General features: G+C 40.6%; 21 protein-coding genes. 13 read left to right on the forward strand and 8 right to left on the reverse strand.

Features of this window, described 5'->3' with window-relative positions; genetic code table 11:
• Window positions 1–2 precede the first annotated feature (2 nt).
• Complete coding sequence (locus WC445_01465) at window positions 3–872, forward strand: hypothetical protein (protein ID MFA5128616.1); 870 nt, start codon at window positions 3–5, stop codon at window positions 870–872.
• 163 nt (window positions 873–1,035) lie between these two features.
• Here WC445_01465 and WC445_01470 read toward each other — a convergent pair whose 3' ends face one another.
• From WC445_01470 to thpR, 4 genes are read right to left on the reverse strand one after another with little or no spacing between them, the layout of a single operon-like run.
• Window positions 1,036–2,292 (reverse strand): peptidoglycan DD-metalloendopeptidase family protein, encoded by a 1,257-nt coding sequence (locus WC445_01470; GenBank protein MFA5128617.1) that lies wholly within the window; start codon window positions 2,290–2,292, stop codon window positions 1,036–1,038.
• A 22-nt stretch (window positions 2,293–2,314) separates the two neighbouring features.
• Entirely contained in the window at window positions 2,315–3,820 is a 1,506-nt protein-coding gene (gene gltX / locus WC445_01475) for a glutamate--tRNA ligase (protein MFA5128618.1), read from the reverse strand.
• Window positions 3,813–4,550, reverse strand: coding sequence for a WecB/TagA/CpsF family glycosyltransferase (locus tag WC445_01480; GenBank protein MFA5128619.1), 738 nt, complete (start codon window positions 4,548–4,550; stop codon window positions 3,813–3,815). The genes gltX and WC445_01480 overlap by 8 nt, the downstream gene beginning before the upstream one ends.
• Window positions 4,551–4,554: 4 nt before the next feature.
• Complete coding sequence (thpR, locus tag WC445_01485; protein MFA5128620.1) at window positions 4,555–5,103, reverse strand: RNA 2',3'-cyclic phosphodiesterase; 549 nt, start codon at window positions 5,101–5,103, stop codon at window positions 4,555–4,557.
• A gap of 564 nt (window positions 5,104–5,667) precedes the next feature.
• Here thpR and WC445_01490 point away from each other — a divergent pair.
• From WC445_01490 to clpB, 5 genes are all read left to right on the forward strand, one after another.
• The gene (locus WC445_01490; GenBank protein ID MFA5128621.1) at window positions 5,668–5,889 is read left to right on the forward strand and encodes a hypothetical protein; all 222 of its coding nucleotides are present in this window, start codon (window positions 5,668–5,670) and stop codon (window positions 5,887–5,889) included.
• A 301-nt stretch (window positions 5,890–6,190) separates the two neighbouring features.
• A complete protein-coding gene (locus WC445_01495; GenBank protein MFA5128622.1) occupies window positions 6,191–6,418 on the forward strand; it encodes a hypothetical protein in 228 nt (75 codons plus the stop codon).
• A 59-nt stretch (window positions 6,419–6,477) separates the two neighbouring features.
• Window positions 6,478–7,503: an AmmeMemoRadiSam system radical SAM enzyme gene (amrS, locus tag WC445_01500; protein ID MFA5128623.1), complete on the forward strand. Its 1,026-nt coding sequence runs from the start codon at window positions 6,478–6,480 to the stop codon at window positions 7,501–7,503.
• 17 nt (window positions 7,504–7,520) lie between these two features.
• Window positions 7,521–7,787, forward strand: coding sequence for a hypothetical protein (locus WC445_01505; protein ID MFA5128624.1), 267 nt, complete (start codon window positions 7,521–7,523; stop codon window positions 7,785–7,787).
• A gap of 148 nt (window positions 7,788–7,935) precedes the next feature.
• On the forward strand, window positions 7,936–10,569 hold the full coding sequence (gene clpB / locus WC445_01510) for an ATP-dependent chaperone ClpB (protein MFA5128625.1): 2,634 nt from the start codon (window positions 7,936–7,938) through the stop codon (window positions 10,567–10,569).
• 403 nt (window positions 10,570–10,972) lie between these two features.
• Here the strand turns inward: clpB and WC445_01515 are convergent, their stop codons facing one another.
• Complete coding sequence (locus WC445_01515; protein MFA5128626.1) at window positions 10,973–11,353, reverse strand: hypothetical protein; 381 nt, start codon at window positions 11,351–11,353, stop codon at window positions 10,973–10,975.
• A gap of 600 nt (window positions 11,354–11,953) precedes the next feature.
• Between WC445_01515 and WC445_01520 the strand changes: the two genes are divergently transcribed.
• The 6 genes from WC445_01520 to fmt are packed head-to-tail and all read left to right on the forward strand — an operon-like array spanning window position 11,954 to window position 18,069.
• Window positions 11,954–13,348 (forward strand): hypothetical protein, encoded by a 1,395-nt coding sequence (locus tag WC445_01520; GenBank protein MFA5128627.1) that lies wholly within the window; start codon window positions 11,954–11,956, stop codon window positions 13,346–13,348.
• Between the two features lie 19 nt (window positions 13,349–13,367).
• Complete coding sequence (amrB, locus tag WC445_01525) at window positions 13,368–14,159, forward strand: AmmeMemoRadiSam system protein B (protein MFA5128628.1); 792 nt, start codon at window positions 13,368–13,370, stop codon at window positions 14,157–14,159.
• A gap of 1 nt (window position 14,160) precedes the next feature.
• The gene (gene amrA, locus WC445_01530; protein MFA5128629.1) at window positions 14,161–14,685 is read left to right on the forward strand and encodes an AmmeMemoRadiSam system protein A; all 525 of its coding nucleotides are present in this window, start codon (window positions 14,161–14,163) and stop codon (window positions 14,683–14,685) included.
• A gap of 3 nt (window positions 14,686–14,688) precedes the next feature.
• The gene (priA, locus tag WC445_01535; protein MFA5128630.1) at window positions 14,689–16,632 is read left to right on the forward strand and encodes a primosomal protein N'; all 1,944 of its coding nucleotides are present in this window, start codon (window positions 14,689–14,691) and stop codon (window positions 16,630–16,632) included.
• Window positions 16,633–16,641: 9 nt separating this feature from the next.
• Window positions 16,642–17,115 carry a peptide deformylase gene (def, locus tag WC445_01540; protein ID MFA5128631.1) on the forward strand — a complete coding sequence of 158 codons (474 nt, stop codon included), beginning with the start codon at window positions 16,642–16,644 and terminating at the stop codon, window positions 17,113–17,115.
• A gap of 9 nt (window positions 17,116–17,124) precedes the next feature.
• Window positions 17,125–18,069 (forward strand): methionyl-tRNA formyltransferase, encoded by a 945-nt coding sequence (gene fmt / locus WC445_01545; GenBank protein ID MFA5128632.1) that lies wholly within the window; start codon window positions 17,125–17,127, stop codon window positions 18,067–18,069.
• A gap of 51 nt (window positions 18,070–18,120) precedes the next feature.
• Here the strand turns inward: fmt and WC445_01550 are convergent, their stop codons facing one another.
• The 3 genes from WC445_01550 to WC445_01560 form a co-directional block, all read right to left on the reverse strand.
• Window positions 18,121–18,306: a CxxC-x17-CxxC domain-containing protein gene (locus WC445_01550; GenBank protein ID MFA5128633.1), complete on the reverse strand. Its 186-nt coding sequence runs from the start codon at window positions 18,304–18,306 to the stop codon at window positions 18,121–18,123.
• 230 nt (window positions 18,307–18,536) lie between these two features.
• The gene (locus tag WC445_01555) at window positions 18,537–18,929 is read right to left on the reverse strand and encodes a hypothetical protein (GenBank protein ID MFA5128634.1); all 393 of its coding nucleotides are present in this window, start codon (window positions 18,927–18,929) and stop codon (window positions 18,537–18,539) included.
• 138 nt (window positions 18,930–19,067) lie between these two features.
• Window positions 19,068–20,498 (reverse strand): O-antigen ligase family protein, encoded by a 1,431-nt coding sequence (locus tag WC445_01560; protein MFA5128635.1) that lies wholly within the window; start codon window positions 20,496–20,498, stop codon window positions 19,068–19,070.
• A gap of 81 nt (window positions 20,499–20,579) precedes the next feature.
• Here WC445_01560 and WC445_01565 point away from each other — a divergent pair, with 81 nt between their 5' ends.
• A complete protein-coding gene (locus WC445_01565; protein MFA5128636.1) occupies window positions 20,580–21,050 on the forward strand; it encodes a hypothetical protein in 471 nt (156 codons plus the stop codon).
• Window positions 21,051–21,101: the final 51 nt, after the last annotated feature.

Below are 21,101 nucleotides of genomic sequence, written 5' to 3' on the forward strand. Positions count from 1 at the left end.
ATATGGGGAGGATAAAAGATTATCATAAAAAGAGTTACCGGAACCCTTTTTTTGGTGGGGCCAAAAGGGGAGGCGGTTTCCGCAAGCACTTTGGCCGGCGGCGTAGCTGGCGCACAAAGCTGTTTGCATTTTTATTTTTTATTTTATTTTTTGGTTTAGTCTATTTTATTTTTTTCTCGCCGTATTTTAGCATAAAAGAAGTTGAAATATTTGGTTTGGAAAAAATTAATTATGATGAGGCGCGTGCAGTAGTTGATAACCAGGTTCAAGGCCGGAGATTTTTTATTTTTAGTCAAGATAATATTTTTATTTTTGACGAAAAATTACTTCAGGAAACGTTAGATGATAAATATTCGCTCAAATTTTTAAAAGTGGATAAAAGTTTACCTGGAATTATCAAGATATCCTTCGAAGAAAAAAAACCAGCTATGATTTGGAAAACGGCGGAGAAATTTTATTTAGTTGATTGGGACGGCGCAATAATTCGCGAAATTACGGATCCGGAGGTATCAGAGTACCTGGGAAATCAGGGAGGGGCAAAAATGGCGCGAGTTTTTGATGGCAGCAATGATTCAGTGGCAACTAAAAGTAAAATTTTAACAGCCGGGGTAGTTCATACTATAACTGACCTACAAAACAATTTGCCGCGCGCCACAGGGCTTAATATTGTAAATTTTGTAATGGATAATCACAATGAGTCTACAATAAAAATTTTAACTGGCGAGGGTTGGGTATCCTACTTTTCGCTTAAAAACGATTTAAACGCGCAGATTTTAAAACTTAATGCATTTATGGGAGAAAGGAATGTAGAAGAAAGAAAAAGATTAGAATATGTTGATTTAAGGTTTGAAGATAGGGTTTATTTCAAGTAGTAGCTACAAGATATTCTCGGATAAAGCTATCACAGCGTCGTATAAGGTGCATTGTGCGACGCATACCATATTATAAACTACCACCTCCCTGTCAATTAAAGATCAGTTTTACGACAACAAAAAACCACGCCCAATTGGCGTGGTTTTAAAATATTTATTTTTTTTACGGAAGATAATCTAGCGGATTAACCGGAATGCCGTCAAGACGCGTTTCAAAATGTAAATGTGGTCCCGTGGTAAAAGGTCCAGCTCCCGGCGTGCCAGGCATACCGCCGGAAAGGCCAATAACCTGCCCCCTGATCACATATGTGTCTTCCTGAACACTAATTTTTGAAACATGTCCGTAAACAGTAGAAATTCCGTTAGCGTGGATTAACATAATATAACTATATCCCTTTTGTCCCCCATTTTTGACCTTGCCAACGTAACCTGGGGCAGCAGCCTTAATTTGCGTGCCCTGATAAGCACGAATATCAATTCCGGAATGTTCAAAAATATATCGATAAGGATAATCTGAATCGTGAAAGGTCGCAGTGATTCCCCTACTCGGATCAACTGGCCAGGAAAGAATAACTGAGCCGGATTGTCCATTAGAAAAAGATTTATCGCTTTCTTCCAATCGTTGCCGGATTGATTTTTCGAGTGAAGTAATTTCTGAGTTTATTTGTTCTTCTTCGTATTTTGATTGTAATAGCCAATTTTGAAACTGTTTTTCGGAAGCGGCTGTTCTATCAAGCAATACCTCCTTATTCATTATTTGTTCTTCAAGCGAACTTTGCATCTTTACCATTTCATTTTTTGAATTTTCTGCCTCATTTTTTTTATTCTCCAATTGTTTCTTTTGCTCTTCCAATGATGTCTTTAATTCCTGAATTTGATTTAAGGATTTTTGCAAATCAGCCTGCAGATTTTCAACATATTTCATCTGATTAAAGACTTCGGAAAAATATTGGTTGGTCGCGAGTACTTCAAGATAACCTTTTTGGTCATTCTTGTAAATCAATCGCAGGAATTCGGATATCCTATCTTTATTTAAGGTAATTTGATTTTCTTTTTCCTGAATTTGCGTTTCTAGATTTCTTATTTCCAAAGTTATTGTTTCTATCTTTTTTTCCGTAGCTTCAATGTCTATTTTAATTTTAGCTATTTTATTAGATAGAATAGCGAGTTCAGTTGAAAGACTAACGGATTTACGTTGGGCTTCTTCAATTTGTCTTTTATAGCTTTCTGATTTTTTTTGTAAAGCTTCAATCTCCTTCTTTTTTGCGTCTATTTCTCTATCTAAGTTAGAAATTTCTTGTACAAGTCCATTGGCAGGGGTGTTTTCGGCTTTTGCAGTATGAATTAAAGAAAAATTAAAAGGAACAATCAAACAGATTGCCGTTATAATAATCACTATTTTCCCGATTTTTTGTACCATAATTTAATTATAGCACATTTTTTTAGGTCAGTAAATTTTTCGCTGCGGCGATTCTTTGCAAAGTTTTTTCTTTTCCCAAAATTTCAGCTACTTCAAAGGGCGGTGGAGAAGCTTTTAATCCGGTTAGAGCTACGCGAAGAGGCCACAGGGTCTCCCCCATTCCAAGATTTTTTTCGACAATTACTTTTTTGATATTTTCTTCCAAAAAACTTTTTATAAAATTTTCCGAGGAAGTTTTTTCTAGAAATTTTTCAATTTCGGATAAATGTTCCGCAACTTCTGCTGCCGTCATTTTTTTCCAAAATAAAAGCTCCTTGTCAAAAGCAAGATCTTTTTTAAAGAAAAAGGAGACGAGTCCCGGGAGATCACTTAATCTAACAAGTCTTTCCTGTTCCAGGGCAAGTATTTTTTTCAATTGATCAAAAATCAATGGCTCGCCGGTATTCGCGACCTTCCACTCCGTATCCCCCACTTTATTAATTAAATTTGCGTTTTCAAGATACGGAATACATTTTTCCGTTAATTCAGATAAATCCATTTTACGGATATAGTTGGCATTCAGCCAATTCAGTTTTTCAATATTAAAAATTGCCGCGGCTTTATTCATGTTGGATATAGAAAAATTTTTTGCTAATTCTTCTTTAGTAAAAAATTCTTGGTCGGTTTTGGGATTCCAGCCCAAAAAGGCCATAAAATTAATTAGAGCTTCCGGAAGGTAGCCCATAGCGCGATAATCTGCAATAGCCGTGGCGCCGTGGCGCTTGGATAATTTTGTCCGATCCGGTGCAAGAGTGAGTGGGATATGGGCATAGCCTAGTTTTTTGAAACCTAGGGCTTCAATTATGGCGATTTGTTTTGGCGTGTTGGAAATATGATCTTCGCCGCGGATAACATGGCTGATGTTCATTGTGTGGTCGTCAACGACTACCGCAAAATTGTAAAGTGGAGTTTCTAAATTTTTTGCGATTGTGATGTCGCCGATTAATTTTGTATCAAACTCCAGAACACCTTTTATTAAATCATTAAAAATAATTTTTTTAGACGGCATTCTAAATCGGATAATTGGTTTTCGACCTTCGTCAAGAAATTTTTTTATTTCCACTTCGCTCAAATTTGCGCAGCGTCCAGAATAAACCGGTGGCTCTCCCCTCTTTGTCATCGCCTCGCGCTCAGTTTCCAATTCCTCTTCGGTACAAAAACAATAATAAGCCTTATTTTCATTTAATAATTGCTGTAAATATTTTTTATAAGTTTCCAGGCGTTCACTTTGCCGATATGGTCCAAAGTCTCCGTCGACGTCCGGCCCTTCATCATAATCAATTCCGAGCCAATGCAGACTTTCAATAATTTCTTTGGTAAATTTTTCATCAGATCGTTCTAAATCAGTATCTTCAATGCGTAAAACAAATTTTCCGCCCTGGTTTTTGGCGAACAAATAGTTAAAAAGCGCGGTTCTCGCTGTGCCAATATGTAAATATCCCGTCGGTGACGGGGCGATACGAACTCTAATTTCTTCTTTTTTAGGCATATTTTTTACCATTTTTAATTACTTTCCAGCTGAATTTTATCGTTGCGGTTAAAATTCTTTTCCAGCGCCAGGGCTGCATAAAAAGTCGCCAGAGCCATTCTAATCCAATTTTTCTCATCCATTTCGGCGCGCGTTTTATTTTGCCGGCAATAAAATCAAATGCTCCTCCGACGCCCATCGCGATTTTTATTGAGGAAATATTTTCTAAATTTTTTGCAATCCACTTTTCCTGCTTTCCCGCACCAAACGCCACAAATAAGATGTCGGGTTTTGCAAAATTTATTACTTGATTGTTTACGGTTAATTTTTGATCAGTAATTATGCCGCCGCTTTCCGCTCCAGCCATCCGCAACCCGGGAAATTTTTCCTTTAGTTTTTCCGCAGCTCTCTTGGCAATCCCCTCTCCTCCACCCAAAAGATAGATTGAATAATTTTTTTGTTCAGCAAGGCGGCAAAGATCTACCATTAGATCAACACCGTGAATTTTTTCCGGGAGTGGTCGCTTTAAATATCGTGAGGCAAAAATCAATCCCACACCGTCCGGCACGGCTAAATCTGCGCGGTTTATAATTCCTAGAAATTCTTTGTCACTTTGTGCGGCCACCACTATTTCCGGATTGGGTGTGACAATATAATGTTGCCGGTCGTCGGATAAAAACTTTTCTACTTTATCGAGAACATCAGCTTTATTCAAATTATCTATTTGAACTCCTAAAATGTTTACTTTCACAAATTTATTTCAAGGGAAAAGATTTAAGAACAGAGTAAACCGACCCGTCAGAAGTAAGTTCACTTTCCATAAGTTCAACACTTTTTACAGGAAAAGTCATGGACGGAATTTTTACGCTGGCGATTTTACATCTGGACCAGTCCTTAATTCTGCCCAGAGTTAGATGTCCCTGCCACGGACGCGTATCAACTTTATGGCCAAGATTTTCGAGCATTACTTCAAGTTTACCAATCAAATCATGGAGAGTTTCCGTATCTTCTACCGCAGTAAAAAACACCCGTGGTTCTCGTTCATTCGGAAAACAACCAGAAGTTCCAATATTTAATTTAAAAGATTCAATACGTTTAGTTATTTCTTCAATCCCCTCTTCCACCAGAGCAATTTGCTTTTCGCTTAGATCACCGAAGAAATGCAATGTTAGATGAAGATTTTCTGGTTCAACCCACTTTATCCCGTAATCAGGATTTAATTTTTTCAATTCTTCAATAATAGGGTCGAATTTTTTCTTTATGTCGTCTGGCAGATTTATGGCGATAAAAGTGCGTTTAGTCATAAATTTTCCGAAATTATTAGTGTTAAAATTATAGCATTTTTTTGTTTTTAAGGCAAACTTTATGCGTTGACTAAAATTCAATTTTTTGGTAAATTTTAGGCAGTGAGGCGGAAGCCGGGGTCTCCGGGTAGTTGGGATTTTCTCCGTGGCTCGGAGGAGAGAGGAGAGTAAAATAATGGCAGCGGGAAATTCTCGAGTAAGGTATGGTTCAGGTCATTCGACAAGAGAAATGCCCGTTCTTCCGGATTGCCGACGGGGCCATGTCTGTATTTCTTCGTCTCGTGGAGCGGGCCATTGTGGCCACTGTGATACGGATTTCATCTGTCCTTCATGCAAACATAATGGCATGAAGACCAAGGATTGCGAACCGCCTGCCTTCATCCTGCAGTGTCCCCGATGTCAACACGAAGAACGGATTCACTGGGTTGAGTTTGACATCCAGTGTCCCCGATGCGGATGTAAAAACGCTTCCGGGACATATTCGAGGTTGCTGGAACCGATCATTCAATGCCCGGACTGCGGACCGAGTAGGGGGGGTGTCGGTCGTGCAGAAAAGGAGGGGAAATGAGCAAACTGCCTGGAAGGCAAGAAGAGGGAAAAATTCCATCCTGGTTTTTGGACGGTCAAGGCCAGATTGGTTGCACGGCAATCGGAGGCAATCCTCCGTCGACTCTTCTGCACATACCCCCTGTTTTAGAGGGTGTGGATGTGGAACAAGCCTGGTGGCCAAAAAATGGGCTGGGAGGCGATTATGAGTTGCTTCCCTGGCTGACGCGCCCAATTTGAACAAAAGAAGGGGAAGACAAGGTGGCAAGAAAATCTGGACGTCGTAAGAACATCTTCAGTGGTCTTGGAATCTCTCCTGAACAAGAAGCTGCGCTCAGAAGAAGGGCGCCGCCGCTTTCGGAGAGACGGTGGCTCGAGATACAACTGCTCATTGCGCGGGATGCGTTGGCCGACAGTTTTCCCCTGGAACCGATTTTTGTCGTTCCGCCAATCGTGGGACGCGAAGAGCGCAAGCCGCGAAGATCGATTCTGATCGACAACTTCTCCGGAGTAGAAAGGCTTCGCTAGGGAGAAGAACTACGTGAGTGAAGACGCTAATTTAAAAGAGCGCGAAGAAGCTTTGCGCCAACGACTTGTTACCTGGGCAGCACTTACTCCGGAGGAACGTCTGGATGCGAGGGTAAAAAGACTTCGTTTGTGGAAGCGACTCGAGGAAGAAGCCACCGGTGTCTGCAGTCGCGAAGCTGGTCTGCCCGGTGACTGGGATATTCCTTGCCGACCCGACGTGGAGTTTAAGGAGGTGGATTAGCCGACGCGAAAGAGGAAGCGTCGGTTTTTTTATTATCTGATTTTTGCTATAATTAAAGTATGAAAGAGGCTTTATTTTACAAAAAATTATCCAAAAATCGCGTCCAGTGCCAGGCGTGTAGTCATTACTGTAAAATCGCGCCAGGCAATCGCGGGATTTGTGGCGTTCGGGAAAATCAGGACGGCAAACTTTATTCTTTGGTTTACGGAAAAATTGTCGCCAAAAATGTTGATCCAATTGAGAAAAAACCACTTTTTCATTTTTTACCGGGAACAAAAAGTTTATCGATTGCTACGGTCGGCTGCAATTTCAGATGTCTCTATTGTCAGAACGCAGACATTGCCCAGATGCCGAAAGAAAGCGTTTTATTCCGAGAAGGCAACGTCCCAGGAATTGATCTGACGCCAAAAAATATTGTGAACGAGGCATTATTGATCGGCGCGCCGAGTATAGCTTATACTTATACCGAACCGACGATTTTTATTGAGTTTGCTCTGGAAACAATGAAGCTGGCGCGCCAGAAAAATTTAAAAAATATCTGGGTGACAAACGGTTACGCGAGCAAAGAAGTTTTAAAAGAAGTAATCCCCTATCTTGACGCGGCCAATATTGATATAAAAGGTTTTACTGAAGAATTTTATAATAAAATTTGCGGCGCGAAGTTGCAGCCGGTTTTGGAAGCCGCAAAAATGATGAAGCGCGGCGGTGTTTGGGTAGAAATTACAACGCTTGTTGTGCCCGAGCAAAATGATACGAAAGAACATTTTGAAAGTATCGCTAAATTTATTGCTAAAAATTTGGGAAAAGAAACTCCGTGGCATATCTCTAAATTTTTTCCAACTTACAAATTAAAAAACTTGCCACCCACTCCCCAATCATCTTTGATTGAAGCCAGAGAGTTTGGAAAAAAATTCGGTTTGCGCTATATTTATTTAGGTAATGTGCCGCTCGCGGAAGGCGAAACAACTATTTGCCCAAAGTGCGGCGTTAAAATGATTGAACGTTCTGGTTATGAAATTGTCCGCTACGACAAAGACGGTAAATGCGCGAATTGTGGTGAAAATTTAAATTTAATTTTAAAATAATTTTTAACTTTAAAATTATGGCCGAACAAATAAGCGGAATTGAACGGGTGCAAGAATTGCGTTCAAGATTAGAAATTTTTTGGAGGAACGTTTTAGGGGAATATTTTGAACAACACCATGAGTATCCCCCGTTTGTGGATCGGGGAAAAGTTGGTGAATTTATTCAATTGGTTAGTAATAGGGATTCTCAATTTAGACAAAGCGTGGAGCAATTTAGGCCGATTCAAAGTGAAGTAGAAAAAGTAGCCATGGAAGTATATCGCGATCTCATAAAAGCAAAGTAGAAAAAATCGTCCACGTCGAACTAAAGTCCCGCTTATTTCTGTGGGATTTTAGTTATAGTTGACAAGATTTTTGGTTGAGTTAAAATATAATTAGCACTCTAAACTTAAGACTGCTAATTTTTAAACATTTAAATATTGATTATAAAATATGCCAATGCTCCCGCAAAATTTTACCACTAAATCTCAGGAAGCCCTGCAGGCGGCCCAGGGTTTGGTTTTTGAATATAACCATCAATATTTGGATCCTCTTCACGTTTTTTCAGCTCTTTTGGACCAGGAGGGCGGGATTGTTGGTTCGCTTCTTCAAAAACTGGGGATTAATATAGTTGATTTAAAACAAAGAATTTTAACAGAGTTTCAAAAATTACCAAAGCACGCCGGTCGGAGGCAAGGAGGTATGGCGCAAATGAATGTTGGGCAGGAAATGGTTCAAGTTTTTTATGCCGTGGAAAAAGAAGCCAAAAAAATGAAAGATGAATATATTAGCACTGAACATATGCTTTTGGGATTAGTAAGCGTGAAAAGCCGGGCTAGTGAAATTTTATCTGCGGCGGGCGTAACCTACGACGGAGCGCTTAAGGTTCTCGCTGAAGTTCGCGGTACGCAGAAAGTTGATTCACCGGAACCGGAAGCAAAATACCAAGTTTTGGAAAAATATACGATTAATCTTACAGAATTAGCTCGTCAGAAAAAACTTGATCCGGTCATAGGCCGCGATGAAGAAATCCGTCGCGTGATGCAAGTGCTTTCGCGCCGGACAAAAAATAATCCGGTTTTAATCGGCGAGGCTGGTACGGGAAAAACCGCGATTGTCGAAGGTTTAGCGCAGCGAATCGTGGCCGGCGATGTGCCAGAAAGTTTAAAAGATAAAGAGTTGGTTTCCTTGGATTTGGGTTCACTTTTGGCTGGGACAAAATTTCGCGGTGAATTTGAAGACCGATTGAAGGCTGTAATTAAAGAAGTAAAACAAGCCAGCGGAAAAATAATTTTATTTATTGACGAATTGCATACAATCGTTGGGGCGGGCGCGCTTGAGGGAGCGATGGACGCTTCTAATATGTTAAAACCGGCTCTGGCTCGCGGTGAATTGCATACGATTGGCGCGACAACCATCAAGGAATATCATAAGTACGTGGAAAAAGACGCGGCCCTGGAACGGCGTTTCCAGCCAGTCTTTGTCGGCGAACCGTCGGTAGAAGATACGATTGCTATCTTGCGTGGCATCAAAGAAAAATATGAGGTTCATCACGGCGTAAAAATTACCGATGCGGCGATTATCGCGGCGGCAACTCTTTCGCATCGCTATATTTCAGACCGTTTTCTACCCGACAAAGCAGTGGACTTAATTGATGAAGCAACATCCGCACTCAGAATGGAAATTGATTCTATGCCGACCGAGCTGGATCAGCTGAAAAGAAAAATGATGAAATTGGAAATTGAGCGGCAAGCTTTGATGAAAGAAAAAAATGAAGACGTAAAAGATGAACTTAAAAAATTAACTAAAGAATTAGCCGAAACGCAGGAAAAATCAAAAGAATTAGAGATCGGCTGGCGTTATGAAAAAGATTTGATTAGCCAAATTAGAAAAGCGCAAAAACAAATTGATTATTTAAAACAACAAGCTGATATTGCCGAGCGAAAAAGCGAATTAGAAAAAGTCGCCGAGATTCGTTATGGCAAAATTCCGGAATTAGAAAAAGAAATCAAGACTTTGGAAAAAAAATTAAAAAAAGCGCCAGCAGACAAAAGAATTTTGCGCGAAGAGGTTACTGACGAAGATATCGCGAAAGTTGTTTCCCGTTGGACCGGCGTTCCGGTTTCAAAAATGCTTCAAGGTGAGGTGGAAAAATTGGCACACGCCGAGGACGAATTGAGCAAAAGAGTTATCGGTCAGAAAGACGCGATAAAAACTATTGCTAATGCGTTGCGTCGTTCACGGGCCGGAATTTCTGAAGAGAAAAAACCGATTGGCTCATTCATTTTTGTCGGCCCGACCGGCGTTGGTAAAACTGAACTTTCAAAAGCTTTGGCGGAATTTATGTTTAATGATGAAAACGCGCTTGTCAGGGTTGATATGTCAGAATATATGGAAAAACATTCCGTGGCGCGGCTCGTTGGCTCCCCTCCCGGTTACGTCGGCTATGATGAAGGCGGACAATTAACCGAAGCTATTCGCCGCCGGCCGTATTCTGTCGTTCTTTTTGATGAAATTGAAAAAGCCCATCCCGAAGTCTTTAATATTTTGCTTCAGATTTTAGACGATGGGCGTTTGACTGACGGTCGCGGCCGCACCGTGAATTTTAAAAATACGATTATTATCATGACCTCAAATCTTGGTAATCAGGTTATTCGAGATTTTTCTATTGGTTTTCAAGATGGAGAAAATCGTGAAATAAGCCGCGACAGCGAAATGCGCAGTAAGATTATGGACATTCTTCGAGAGACGTTTAAGTTGGAATTTTTAAACCGTATTGATGAGATTGTGATCTTCAAGAGTTTGGGAAAAACGGAAATCGGAAAAATTATTGAATTGCAGTTAGTCGAAGTTCAAAAACGGCTTAATGCTAAAAAAATAAAATTGGATATTGCCGATACAGTTAAAAAGATGCTCGCGGAAAAAGGCTTTGATCCGATTTTTGGAGCCCGTCCATTGAAACGTGTTATTCAAAATCAGATTTTAGACGAGCTGGCGCTGCAGATTATTGAGGGAAAAATAAAAGACGGAGATAAGGTGGAGATTGACCTAGGTAAAGAGAAAAAAATTACATTTGCAATAAAATAAAAGTATTTAAAAATTACGGCCGAAAAAGCCGTGGTTTTTTTATAAAAAAAGACCCGACTCGGAAGATATTTCAGTCTCTTCACGAGTCGGGGTGACTCCAGTCTGGGAGTCAGCAGGGTCTAAACGCGATGGGTTCGCGCCGCCAGCCGAAACCGTCCGTCATCTTCTCGCTTCTCCCCCCTTCGCGAAGCGCGCCGTCCTGTGGTGCACCACAAAAGGCAATCGCAACCGGCGGTGGGGACGAAAAGAGCCGTGCCAGGTTTCGCGTGACGAAGTGCGCGAACAGTCCAGCACTTAGCATGCCGGACCTCCTCCGTTCCCTCGGATTTGGGTCAGTGTTAGGTTCCCGCCATTCTTCTTTCTTCGCCCGGGTTTCAGCGCGACGGCTGACGCTGTCCCGGGCTTATGCAGCGAGCGAGCACTCTCCCAAGATCACCTTGGTGAAGACCGCGTCGGACGTGCCTCGGGTTCCAGCTGTTGGCTGGTTCCCGTGCGCACCAAAAGTGCCAAGGAAGATGTCGGGCAAGGGTTCGAGCCAGAGATCCGGAACGAGCGTCACAGCGACCGCGACGCCAATCATCGGACCGAGGAAATCCACCATCACCGCTCTCCTTTCGCGAATCGCCTTCTCTCCCCTACGTTCCTTATCTTGCCCCAAACCCACATGATTCCGGAGAGGAATGAGAAAAAGCACAGGAAGTATGGCCACAGCAAGATCACGATAATGATGAGGGAGACGTCTGACAGATTGGACTTCAATTCCTTCCGGAGTTGCTTCCAACATACCACGACTACTAGGGCCGCGACGATCCCGACGATCCAGATTGTGGTTGCCACGTTACTTCCCTCTCTATTTCTACGCGGGCAAAATGCCTCGCGTTAAGGTTTTAACCTTTTGATTAGATTAAGACAGGATTAATTTTCTGTCAAGAGATAATTTATAAATAAAAAGAGCCGACCCAAGGTTTGACAACCTATGGATCGGCGGATGACGAGAGTTGGCGTCCTCGAAGTAGTACCGTCAGGTTGACGGTCGCTGAGTAGCGTCAAGGTGTTTGACTACACCGAGGACAGAAGCCTGGTGGCGCCGGTGGGGTCCGGTCAGGTCGACGTGGACGTCGGGGAAGCGAACATGTGATTTCCGCTGTCGCGCGAACGCGCGAACGGACCGTACCTGATTCCCATCTGATCCTCCTTCTTCCGTAGGGGGGTTGCCTTTCACCGTGGAAGACTTCCCCACCCCATGATGTCAATATATTAACACAAGATTGTGTTGTTGTCAAGAGGAAAATGTGGTAAAATAGAATCAGCAGTCATTTTGAATTATGGTTTTTGTTTTTAACTTAGCCATAATTCCCGATTCATAATTCATGACTAAAAACCCATGAAAAATATTAAATTTAGAAAATTCATAAGTTTTGTTGCCCTTATTTCTATCTTTCTGCCCAATCTTGCTTTTGCCGAATTTAATCCAAACTATATTATTTCCGATCAGGAATTAACTGATCAAAATTCAATGTCTTTGACACAGGTTCAAAAGTTTCTGGAAGATAAGGGCAGTTCTCTCGCCCATTACGCGACAATTGATACTGACGGCCTTGGCCGGACTGCCTCGGAAATTATCTGGCGAGTGGCCCAAAGTTATAAAATCAGCCCAAAGGTTTTGCTTGTTACCTTACAAAAAGAACAAAGTTTAGTTACGACCGCTGTTCCAACACAAAAACAACTTGATTGGGCAACGGGCTACGGTATTTGTGATTCTTGTTCCATGTCCGACCCTACTCTTCAAAAATACAAAGGTTTTGCCACTCAAGTTGATTACGCAGCCGGCTGGAAAAGATGGTTTTTAGATAATGCCTTGACCCTCTCCTGGGTAAAACTTCCCGGCGTAACTTATTTAATTGATACTTACAAAATTACTCCGAGTAATTTGGCCACGGCGGCTTTTTACACTTATACTCCGCACTATCATGGAAATTATAATTTTTGGAAACTTTGGCAGGATTGGTTTGGAAAATTTTTCCCTGATGGAACAGTTTTAAAAGAAGCTGATGGAACTGGTATTTGGTTGCTTCAACGCGGACTAAAACGCCAATTTTCCAGTTACTCCGCTTTTATTTCCCGTTATTCTCCGGATAAACTAATTACCGTGTCAAAAAGCGAATTGGAAAATTATGAAACAGGCACGCCAATAAAGTTCCCTGATTATTCTCTTCTCCGCTCACCCGCCGGCACGGTTTATCTTTTAGTCGGCGATACGCGACGCGGCTTTTCTTCAAACGAAGTTTTCCGGACAATCGGATTTAATCCTGATGAGGTCATGGACGCGACATGGGAAGATTTAAACGCCTACATTGAAAACGATCCAATCACTATGCAAAGCGTTTACCCGACAGGCGCGCTTTTGCAGGATAAAACTTCGGGCGGAGTTTACTATGTGGAAAACGGAATAAAAAAGCCTCTTTGGGCAAAACAATTTTTAACTTTATATTTTGCGAATAAAAAAATCACGGTTGTCTCTCCTGATGAATTAAAGAAATATCCGACGGGCGAACCGGTAAGATTCAAGGATGGCGAACTGGTTCTTGGAGAAAGTGCCCCAACAGTTTATTTTATTTCAAATGGTGAACGACGGCCGATTCCCACAGAACAAGTTTTTAACGGTCTTGGATTTAAATGGACGAATATTATAAAAACCACGGATAAAATTTTATCCCTGCATCCGCTCGGTTCGACAATTTACCTTGGCGGCGCAGTAGAGACAACGGTCAACAATTAAAATTAATAATTAGAAAATTATGCTGACTTTCGCGGCAATTACTCCTCATCCTCCAATTTTAATTCCTACAATCGGCCGAGAAAATACAAAAATAATTAAAAAAACCGCCGAAGCAATGGAAGAGTTGGAGAAAAAACTTTTCGAAGCCAAGCCTGATATCATAATTGTTATTTCTCCCCACGGCGTGCTTTTGCCGGACGCTTTTTCAATTAATTTAAATCCTGAATACGTGAGTAATTTGGAAGAATTTGGTGATTTTTCTACTAAAATCAAATTTAAAACAAACACAGCTTTGGCTTTTCGTATCAAGGAATTGATGGAAGATAAAAATATTCCCCTAACTTTAACGAGCAACGTATTTTTGGATCATGGTGTAGTTGTTCCTCTTTATTTTTTGACAAAAAGGCTTTCGAAAGTTTCTATTTTACCTATCAGCTACTCATTGCTTGATTTTAAAACAAATTTTAATTTTGGAGATATTCTAAAGGAAATAATTTTAAATGAAGATAAAAAAATCGCGGTCATCGCATCAGGAGATCTTTCTCATTGTCTTACTAAAGACGCGCCAGCAGGATATTCGCCGCGAGGTAAAGAATTTGATGATAAATTGATTGAGCTTATCACTAATAAAAATACTGCGGGAATTTTAAAATTAGATACCGATCTAGTAGAAAAAGCCGGTGAGTGCGGTCTGCGCTCCATTTTAATTCTTCTTGGATTGCTTGAAAGAATAAATTACACGCCAGAAATTTTATCATACGAGGGTCCATTTGGGGTTGGCTATCTCGTCGCCAATTTTAAACTTGAATAAAATGAATGCTCATGTAAAACTGGCCAAGGATACAATTGAAGCTTATCTTAAAACAGGAAAAATCCCTCCCCTGCCCGATAATTTGCCAAAAAATTTTTTGACTTCCCGGGCGGGGGTTTTTGTAAGTATATATAATGGCGATGATTTACGCGGCTGTATCGGAACATATCTTCCGACAGAGCAAAGCCTTGCGGAAGAAATTATCCAAAATTCACTTTCCGCAGCGACTAGCGATTATCGCTTTAAACCGATTACGGAGAAAGAATTACCAGATTTTTCTTATTCAGTCTATATTTTAAGCGAGCCGCGAAAAATAAAAAATTTGAAGGAGCTTAATCCAAAAAAATACGGCATTTTAATTAAATCGGAAACGGGAAAATCAGGACTCCTTTTACCGGATTTGGAAGGAATTAATACCGTAGAAGAACAGCTATCAGCTGTTTGTAGCAAATGCGGTGTAGATTTATCAAAAGAAAAAATCACCATTTTTAAATTTAGCGCTACAAAATACGATTCAAATAATTAAACTATGTTTGTTGAAGTTATTCCCCTGGCTCGTCTACCTAAAAACCTTTCTTCTTTCGATTATGAAGTCCCTCAAAATCTTGAGGGACAAATTAAAATTGGCCAGATCGCGAAAATTCCTTTTCGCGGCAAAAAAATCAGCGGAATTATTATCGCTATAAAAAATCAACCGGCTGAAATTAAGGCCGCCATTAGGCCGATTTTAAAAATCATTGATTTTGAGGAAAATTTAGATAAAAAATATTTGGAACTTCTGCGTTGGCTTGCCGATTATTATCTCGTTTCCTCCGCCCTTGTTTTAAAAACTCTTCTTCCCTCTCCGCCGCAGAAAATAAGTAATTTTAAAATTATTCCACGGCCGACACCTTCACCCCCAAGTGTCTCCAAAGTGGATTTAGAAGAAATTAAAAAAATCGTTAAGAAAATAATTTCTTCTAAAAAACATCATTTTCTTTTTCACTATAAAAATAATAGAAATAAAGTTGCGGTATTTTTAAAGTGTGCGGAAAAAATAGTTTCGGAAGGCCATGGCGTTCTTATTCTTCTTCCTCAAATAAGTGATGTTTTAGAAATTTTTTCCTATTTTTCCAGCTTATTTTCCGGAAAAATTTCTCTCCTCCACGGAGAACTATCTAAAACGGAGTATTGGCAAGAGTGGCAAAAAATAAAACGGAGAGAAACCAGAATTGCGATCGGCACAAGATCCGCGTTTTTTGTCCCCTTTAAAAATCTTGGGCTGGTTATTATTGATAATGAAGAAGCGCCAGATTTTAAGCAGTCAGATCAAAATCCTCACTACGACGCAAGAGATGCTGCGATGAAGCTATCAGAAATCACTGGCGCAAAAATAATTTTTGCAAGCCAAGCGCCGCGACCTGAAACATATTTTGAATCGCAAAATAATCCAGATTTTGATTATCTCCCTCCGGAAATCCCCTCCCCTCCCGTTTCTGATCTTATTGACATGAATAATGAAATAAAAAATAAAAATTTTTCTTCTTTAAGCGGAAAAATAAAAGAAAAAATATCCGAAACTCTTTCCAAAAAACAAAAAGTTATTTTACTCCTAAATCGCCGCGGGGCGGGAACCGCGATTATTTGCCGCGATTGCGATCATATTTTTAAATGTAAAACATGCGAAACCTCGCTCATTTGCCACGATGAAGGATGTAATTTACCCAGCAGATTTGTTTGCCACAATTGCGGGGCGGAAGAATCAGCGCAACTTGTTTGCCCAAAATGTCGGGGCAGTAATATTAAATATCTTGGCGTAGGAACGCAAACCGTAGAAAAAGAAATTAAAAATTTATTTCCCAAAGAAAATATTTTAAGAATTGATAAAGACGCAAAATCTCTGAATCAAAATTTTCCCTCAGACGCAGAGATTTTTATTGGCACTCAATTCTTTATTAAAAACTATTTAGCGCGGGTTAAAAATATTGGATTGATCGGTGTCATTTCAGCGGATACACTAATTTATCGACCAGACTTTCGCTCCGGGGAGAAAATTTTTTCTTGGCTGACAGGTATTATTAATTTTTCCCGCAGTATAAAAAGTCCCCTTATAATTCAAACTTTTTTTCCAAATAATTTTGTTATTCAAAGCGCTATTGGGGAAAGTCCAGAATCTTTTTATCTTGAAGAGTTGGATAATCGTCAAGTATTGAGTTATCCGCCATTTGGTAAAATGATCAAATTGACTTATGGTAATACTGAAGAAAAAAAATGTTTTGATGAGTCGGATAAAATTTTTAAATTATTGAAAAATAGTTTAGAGGGAAAGGCGGATATTTTTTTTGAGTCCAAACCAAAAAGAGAAAAAAGAAAATTTTTTTCGAAAATTATTATTAAATTTTCTAAAGACTACGAACCAGTGATAAAAAATGTTATTATAAAAAATATCCCTGATTCCTGGACTATTGACATTGACCCGGAAAATATACTATAATATTTTATTATGATTTTACCTATTATCACAACTCCAAATCCAATTCTTCGTCAACACGCGAAAGAAATAAATCCAGAAGAAATCAAAAGCGAGGCTATTCAAAAATTGATTTCCGATATGAAAGAAACCGTAAGGCCAGCTGGCGGGATTGGTTTAGCCGCTCCGCAAGTTGGAATTTCAATGAGATTAATTGTGGTTGTTACGCAAGAAAAAGTAATGGCTTTAATCAATCCGGAAATTATTAATTTTTCTTGGCGAAAAGAAGCTGCCGAGGAAGGTTGTCTTTCTGTTCCGGGAAAATGGGGTCCGGTAAAAAGATCAAAAATTATTAAAGTTAAGGCGTTCGATGAAAACGGCAAATCTATAAAATTTAAGGCTAAAGATCTTTTTGCCCGCGTTATTCAGCATGAAGTTGACCATTTAAACGGCGTACTCTTTATTGATCGGGCGAAAAAAGTTATTGAAGAAGCGCCGAAAATTTAGATTAAAATTATGAATTATAAAATATTATTTGCCGGTAGTGGGGAATTTGCCGCCGATATTTTAAACAGATTAGCCGATTCAGAATTTCGTCCAATTACTATAATTACTCAACCAGATAAACCAGTTGGTCGAAAAAAAACTCTCTCCCCTTCCCCGGTAAAAATTGAAGCACAAAAATTAGATCTTGAAATTTACGATCCAAGGAGTTTAAAAAATTTTGAAGCCGAAAAAACAATTAAAGATTTGAAACCGGACTTATTGATTGTTGCTGATTATGGAAAGATAATTCCTAAAAATATTTTGGATATCCCAAAATTTGGCGCTCTAAATATTCACCCCTCCCTTTTGCCTCGCCATCGCGGCGCGGCGCCGATACAGTATACGATTTTAGAAGGCGATAAAAAAACAAGTGTTACAATAATTTTAATGGATGAACAAGTTGATCATGGGCCGATTGTAGCAATATCAGATTTGGACTTTGAAATTTCAAATTTAACACATACTGAATTATCGAAAAAATTATCAAAATTAGGTGGCGATTTATTGATAAAAATATTGCCTAAATGGTTTAGCGGCGAAATTAAGCCAATACCGCAAGATGAATCGCGGGCAACTTTCACAAAAATTTTAACGCGTGAAGACGGAAAAATTGACTGGCAAAAATCAGCAGAAGAAATTGAGAGACAAATAAGAGCGCTCGAGGGGTGGCCGGGAACTTGGTGTGTATGGCCGGAGGAAAATAAAAAATTGAAAATTTTACGCGCGGAAATTTTTGAAAATGATCCGACTGGCGGAGTCGGACAAGTTTCACTTTCTTCTGGCGGAGAAATAATAGTCACTACGGGTAAGGGAACCTTAAAAATAAATGAGCTGCAGTTGGAAGGAAAAAATAAAGCAACAGGCCAAGAATTTTTGCGGGGTTATTCTAAAATCATCAGCGCTACTTTAATATAAATTTATATAATACAAAACCAGTCGAATTAACGGCTGGTTTTGTATTTATCCTTATCTTGCAAAATTAGCTCTTCGCTTTTTGTTGCATTCAAAGCAATAAATTGGTCGATCAGCGGCTGGCTTAAAAGGAAGCTCGGTGATCGGGGCGCCACAGTCAGCGCATTTGAGGTTCATGTCAGCGACATTGAACATCTGGCGCGGAGGTCTGGGGCCAAAGCCTTGATTGTTGAAGGCCATAAGTTACTTGAAGTCTCGGTCATTTTAACTTATGACCTTTTGATATTATCTCAAGGATCTATCGTTAAAATTGTCCTACTCTTCTGCTCGCTCCCGTCTAAACGAGAGCTTATTTAATTATGTTTACATTATACACTATTCTATGAATTTGTCAAGATAAAAAGAAGTGGCGTCAACTTGCGTTAACGCCACTAAGAGAAATGATTTTGTAGTTCGGGTGAGGATTTGGGCTAGCCCCTCCATGAAACGTCGGTCAGGGGCACGCTGACCTCTACCTGGCGTTGCGGCCAGCCGTTCTCCGGACCGATCCTCCTGGCCGTCTCGCCCATCGTCTGGACGAATCGGCGAAGCGCGGAGTCGCTCCGACCCTCCCTCGTTTCGAAGGGAGGCGCGAGGTGCTCCAGAAGATCGGGCGAGAAGCCAATCGTGATCTGGAGCGGATCCTTGATGCCGTGTTCCTGGCTCGCAGGGATCGAGCTGTCGGGCATCACCGTGATGTCTTCCGGTTTCAATTTCAACCCGAAGTTGAAACGGCGGCATGCTTCGCGGAGCATCCGCTCGAGCCGTCCACAGCTGAACTCGTGGCTTCCTCCTCCTTTGACCAAAAATTTCACTTTGCCCATCTCTTGTCTTTCTCCTTCCCTTTCCCCCTACTGCCGCCCTATGCAGCAAACTCGATTATATTTTATACTTAATTGATATTTTGTCAAGATTAAAAACCTCCGCTTTCACGGGGGTTTTTGTCAAAACTTTTGTCCCGGTTATTTTTTTAACTTTTGAATAAATATATCACAAAAAATTATATATCCAATTCCCAAAGGATGGTTCAAATATGGACTAAAAAAATTTGTGGCTAAAAGGGCGGCTAATCCGGCCAAAAACCCGAATGCTATAAATACCCCAGAACGCCCCAAACCCCAGCCAGAACGCCAAATTTTAGCGATAAAAAGAAGATAAACAACTAGTCCGGCCAAGCCAATTTTAAGCATTATATCCAAATATCCCCATTCAAAAGCGTAGGTTGTAAAAATCCCCCCTGGATTAACCTGAACCGCGCGAGGATCACTGCTTTTGTAAGTGACTGTTGTCCCAAACCCTGAACCAATAATTGGATGTTTTATAATTGCTTGTCCAAGCGGTGGCAAAAGATCCCAACGGCTCCGGACCGCGGCTTCGTCTAAATCGGTCAGGCGGTCGCTAAACATTGAAGCAAAAGAAATTCTTCCCGGCTCGGGAAATGGAAATTGCGCGGTCGCGAAAGTCGCGGACAAAGAAATTACTAAAATGGCGAGGCCGGCTAAACCAATTTTTACAATTTTTCCCAAAGAAAATTTTTGAATAATTAAAATTATCAAAAGTGCGAGAAGTCCGACCGCGAGCCCAACCCAAAAACTTCGAGAAAAACTGATCAAAACCGAAGTCAATGATCCAATCGCCAATAACCAATATCTCTTGTCCTTTTTGTTTTGCCAAATTAAGAAAGCGGAAAAAATAAAAAACCCAATCAGTAAATAAATCTGCGACTGGAAAAATATTCGGTAAAAACCGCTTGGCATTAATGTAACTTCTCCGATTAAAAATTGCCGGAGCCAACGATAGATCGGAAGAACTGCGACTTCAAAACCATGAGAAAAAATGTAAAGGAAGAAAAAAGTTTTGATAATAATAACCGTAACGGCGGCGGTGAAAATTTGTAAAACATTTTCAATTTGTTCGCGCGATTTTATAACATCAACGAGCGGGAAAATAATGCCAAAATAAAGCCAGCCATTAAAATCAAAAAATAAATTTTGGAAAGAGTTGCCGCGAATTAATCCCCAAATAAATCCCCAGATAATAAATGCAAACAATATCCAATACCATTTATTTAGCGAAAATTTAAAATCCCGTTTTTCAATTCTTCTATATACCCAAACTGCCATCACAATTAAAAATAAGGCAATGCGCAGAGAGACCGAAGTTCCGCCTAAATCAAAATAAAATAAATATCCTTTTGAACCAATAAACAATTCTGCTAATAGGATATAAATTCCATATTCCAATTTTTCCAAAGTTAAAACTAAAGTCAGGCCAAGAATAACAAAAAATGATACTTTATTAAAGAGCGGGAAAAAATACGCGACAAAAGACAAAATTAACGCGAAAGAAACGAAGAGCAGCGAGGTTTTAAAATATTTTCCGAATAAGTTCATATCTTGACAATTTATATTTTTATTGATAGATTGTAGTGTAGCCTGAACAATCTCGTTTAGGCCAGAAGGAGGGTATAAGGGATGAATTCCCGACTCGAAAGACTCAAGGTGACGATCGCGAAGTGCGAGAAGATCGAGGAGATTTTCGCCAAGCATCGCGTTCGCGGAACGGAGCCCACCCACTACGACGACGTGATCGCCGGCTTCGACACTCCGGCGCGAAGCGGCTTTCTCTTGAGGTGGGATCTCGTGGTTAAGGGTTCGGCCGGCCACAGAGAAAACCTCCTGGGGCGAGAACCGACCTGCATCGAGATTTCTCTCTCGGGCGGGGAACGGGGTGACCGGCTGATCATCCTCTCCTACCTCCCGGAGACCCGCGGCTGGACGATCGAAGGATCGACCGATATCGGTCTGGACGGGATTCCAGCCATTCGCAACCTGGCCGCCGACTGCAGGCTTTCGGCCGGCGAGGAGCGCCAGATCGGTGAGGACGAAGCGATGAAGATCATCGCCACGCTCGCCGTTTTCTATAAGAGCCAGCCCGTGGGCTAGACCTCGACGGACGGAGGAACGAACTACCGCCGACTAAAAAGCGAAAGCTAA

The sequence above is a fragment of the Patescibacteria group bacterium genome, from assembly GCA_041650995.1.
Lineage (GTDB): Bacteria > Patescibacteriota > Patescibacteriia > XYB2-FULL-38-15 > XYB2-FULL-38-15 > JAHIRI01.

Excerpts from the sequence above, each read along its gene's own strand:
- WC445_01520 (MFA5128627.1), top strand. The coding sequence starts at position 11,954 with ATGAAAAATATTAAATTTAGAAAATTCATAAGTTTTGTTGCCCTTATT.
- fmt (MFA5128632.1), top strand. The coding sequence starts at position 17,125 with ATGAATTATAAAATATTATTTGCCGGTAGTGGGGAATTTGCCGCCGAT.
- WC445_01550 (MFA5128633.1), bottom strand. The coding sequence starts at position 18,306 with ATGGCCTTCAACAATCAAGGCTTTGGCCCCAGACCTCCGCGCCAGATG.
- def (MFA5128631.1), top strand. The coding sequence starts at position 16,642 with ATGATTTTACCTATTATCACAACTCCAAATCCAATTCTTCGTCAACAC.
- WC445_01565 (MFA5128636.1), top strand. The coding sequence starts at position 20,580 with ATGAATTCCCGACTCGAAAGACTCAAGGTGACGATCGCGAAGTGCGAG.
- amrB (MFA5128628.1), top strand. The coding sequence starts at position 13,368 with ATGCTGACTTTCGCGGCAATTACTCCTCATCCTCCAATTTTAATTCCT.
- amrA (MFA5128629.1), top strand. The coding sequence starts at position 14,161 with ATGAATGCTCATGTAAAACTGGCCAAGGATACAATTGAAGCTTATCTT.
- thpR (MFA5128620.1), bottom strand. The coding sequence starts at position 5,103 with ATGACTAAACGCACTTTTATCGCCATAAATCTGCCAGACGACATAAAG.
- gltX (MFA5128618.1), bottom strand. The coding sequence starts at position 3,820 with ATGCCTAAAAAAGAAGAAATTAGAGTTCGTATCGCCCCGTCACCGACG.
- priA (MFA5128630.1), top strand. The coding sequence starts at position 14,689 with ATGTTTGTTGAAGTTATTCCCCTGGCTCGTCTACCTAAAAACCTTTCT.
- amrS (MFA5128623.1), top strand. The coding sequence starts at position 6,478 with ATGAAAGAGGCTTTATTTTACAAAAAATTATCCAAAAATCGCGTCCAG.
- clpB (MFA5128625.1), top strand. The coding sequence starts at position 7,936 with ATGCCAATGCTCCCGCAAAATTTTACCACTAAATCTCAGGAAGCCCTG.
- WC445_01560 (MFA5128635.1), bottom strand. The coding sequence starts at position 20,498 with ATGAACTTATTCGGAAAATATTTTAAAACCTCGCTGCTCTTCGTTTCT.
- WC445_01555 (MFA5128634.1), bottom strand. The coding sequence starts at position 18,929 with ATGGGCAAAGTGAAATTTTTGGTCAAAGGAGGAGGAAGCCACGAGTTC.
- WC445_01490 (MFA5128621.1), top strand. The coding sequence starts at position 5,668 with ATGAGCAAACTGCCTGGAAGGCAAGAAGAGGGAAAAATTCCATCCTGG.
- WC445_01505 (MFA5128624.1), top strand. The coding sequence starts at position 7,521 with ATGGCCGAACAAATAAGCGGAATTGAACGGGTGCAAGAATTGCGTTCA.
- WC445_01515 (MFA5128626.1), bottom strand. The coding sequence starts at position 11,353 with ATGTTGGAAGCAACTCCGGAAGGAATTGAAGTCCAATCTGTCAGACGT.
- WC445_01470 (MFA5128617.1), bottom strand. The coding sequence starts at position 2,292 with ATGGTACAAAAAATCGGGAAAATAGTGATTATTATAACGGCAATCTGT.
- WC445_01465 (MFA5128616.1), top strand. The coding sequence starts at position 3 with ATGGGGAGGATAAAAGATTATCATAAAAAGAGTTACCGGAACCCTTTT.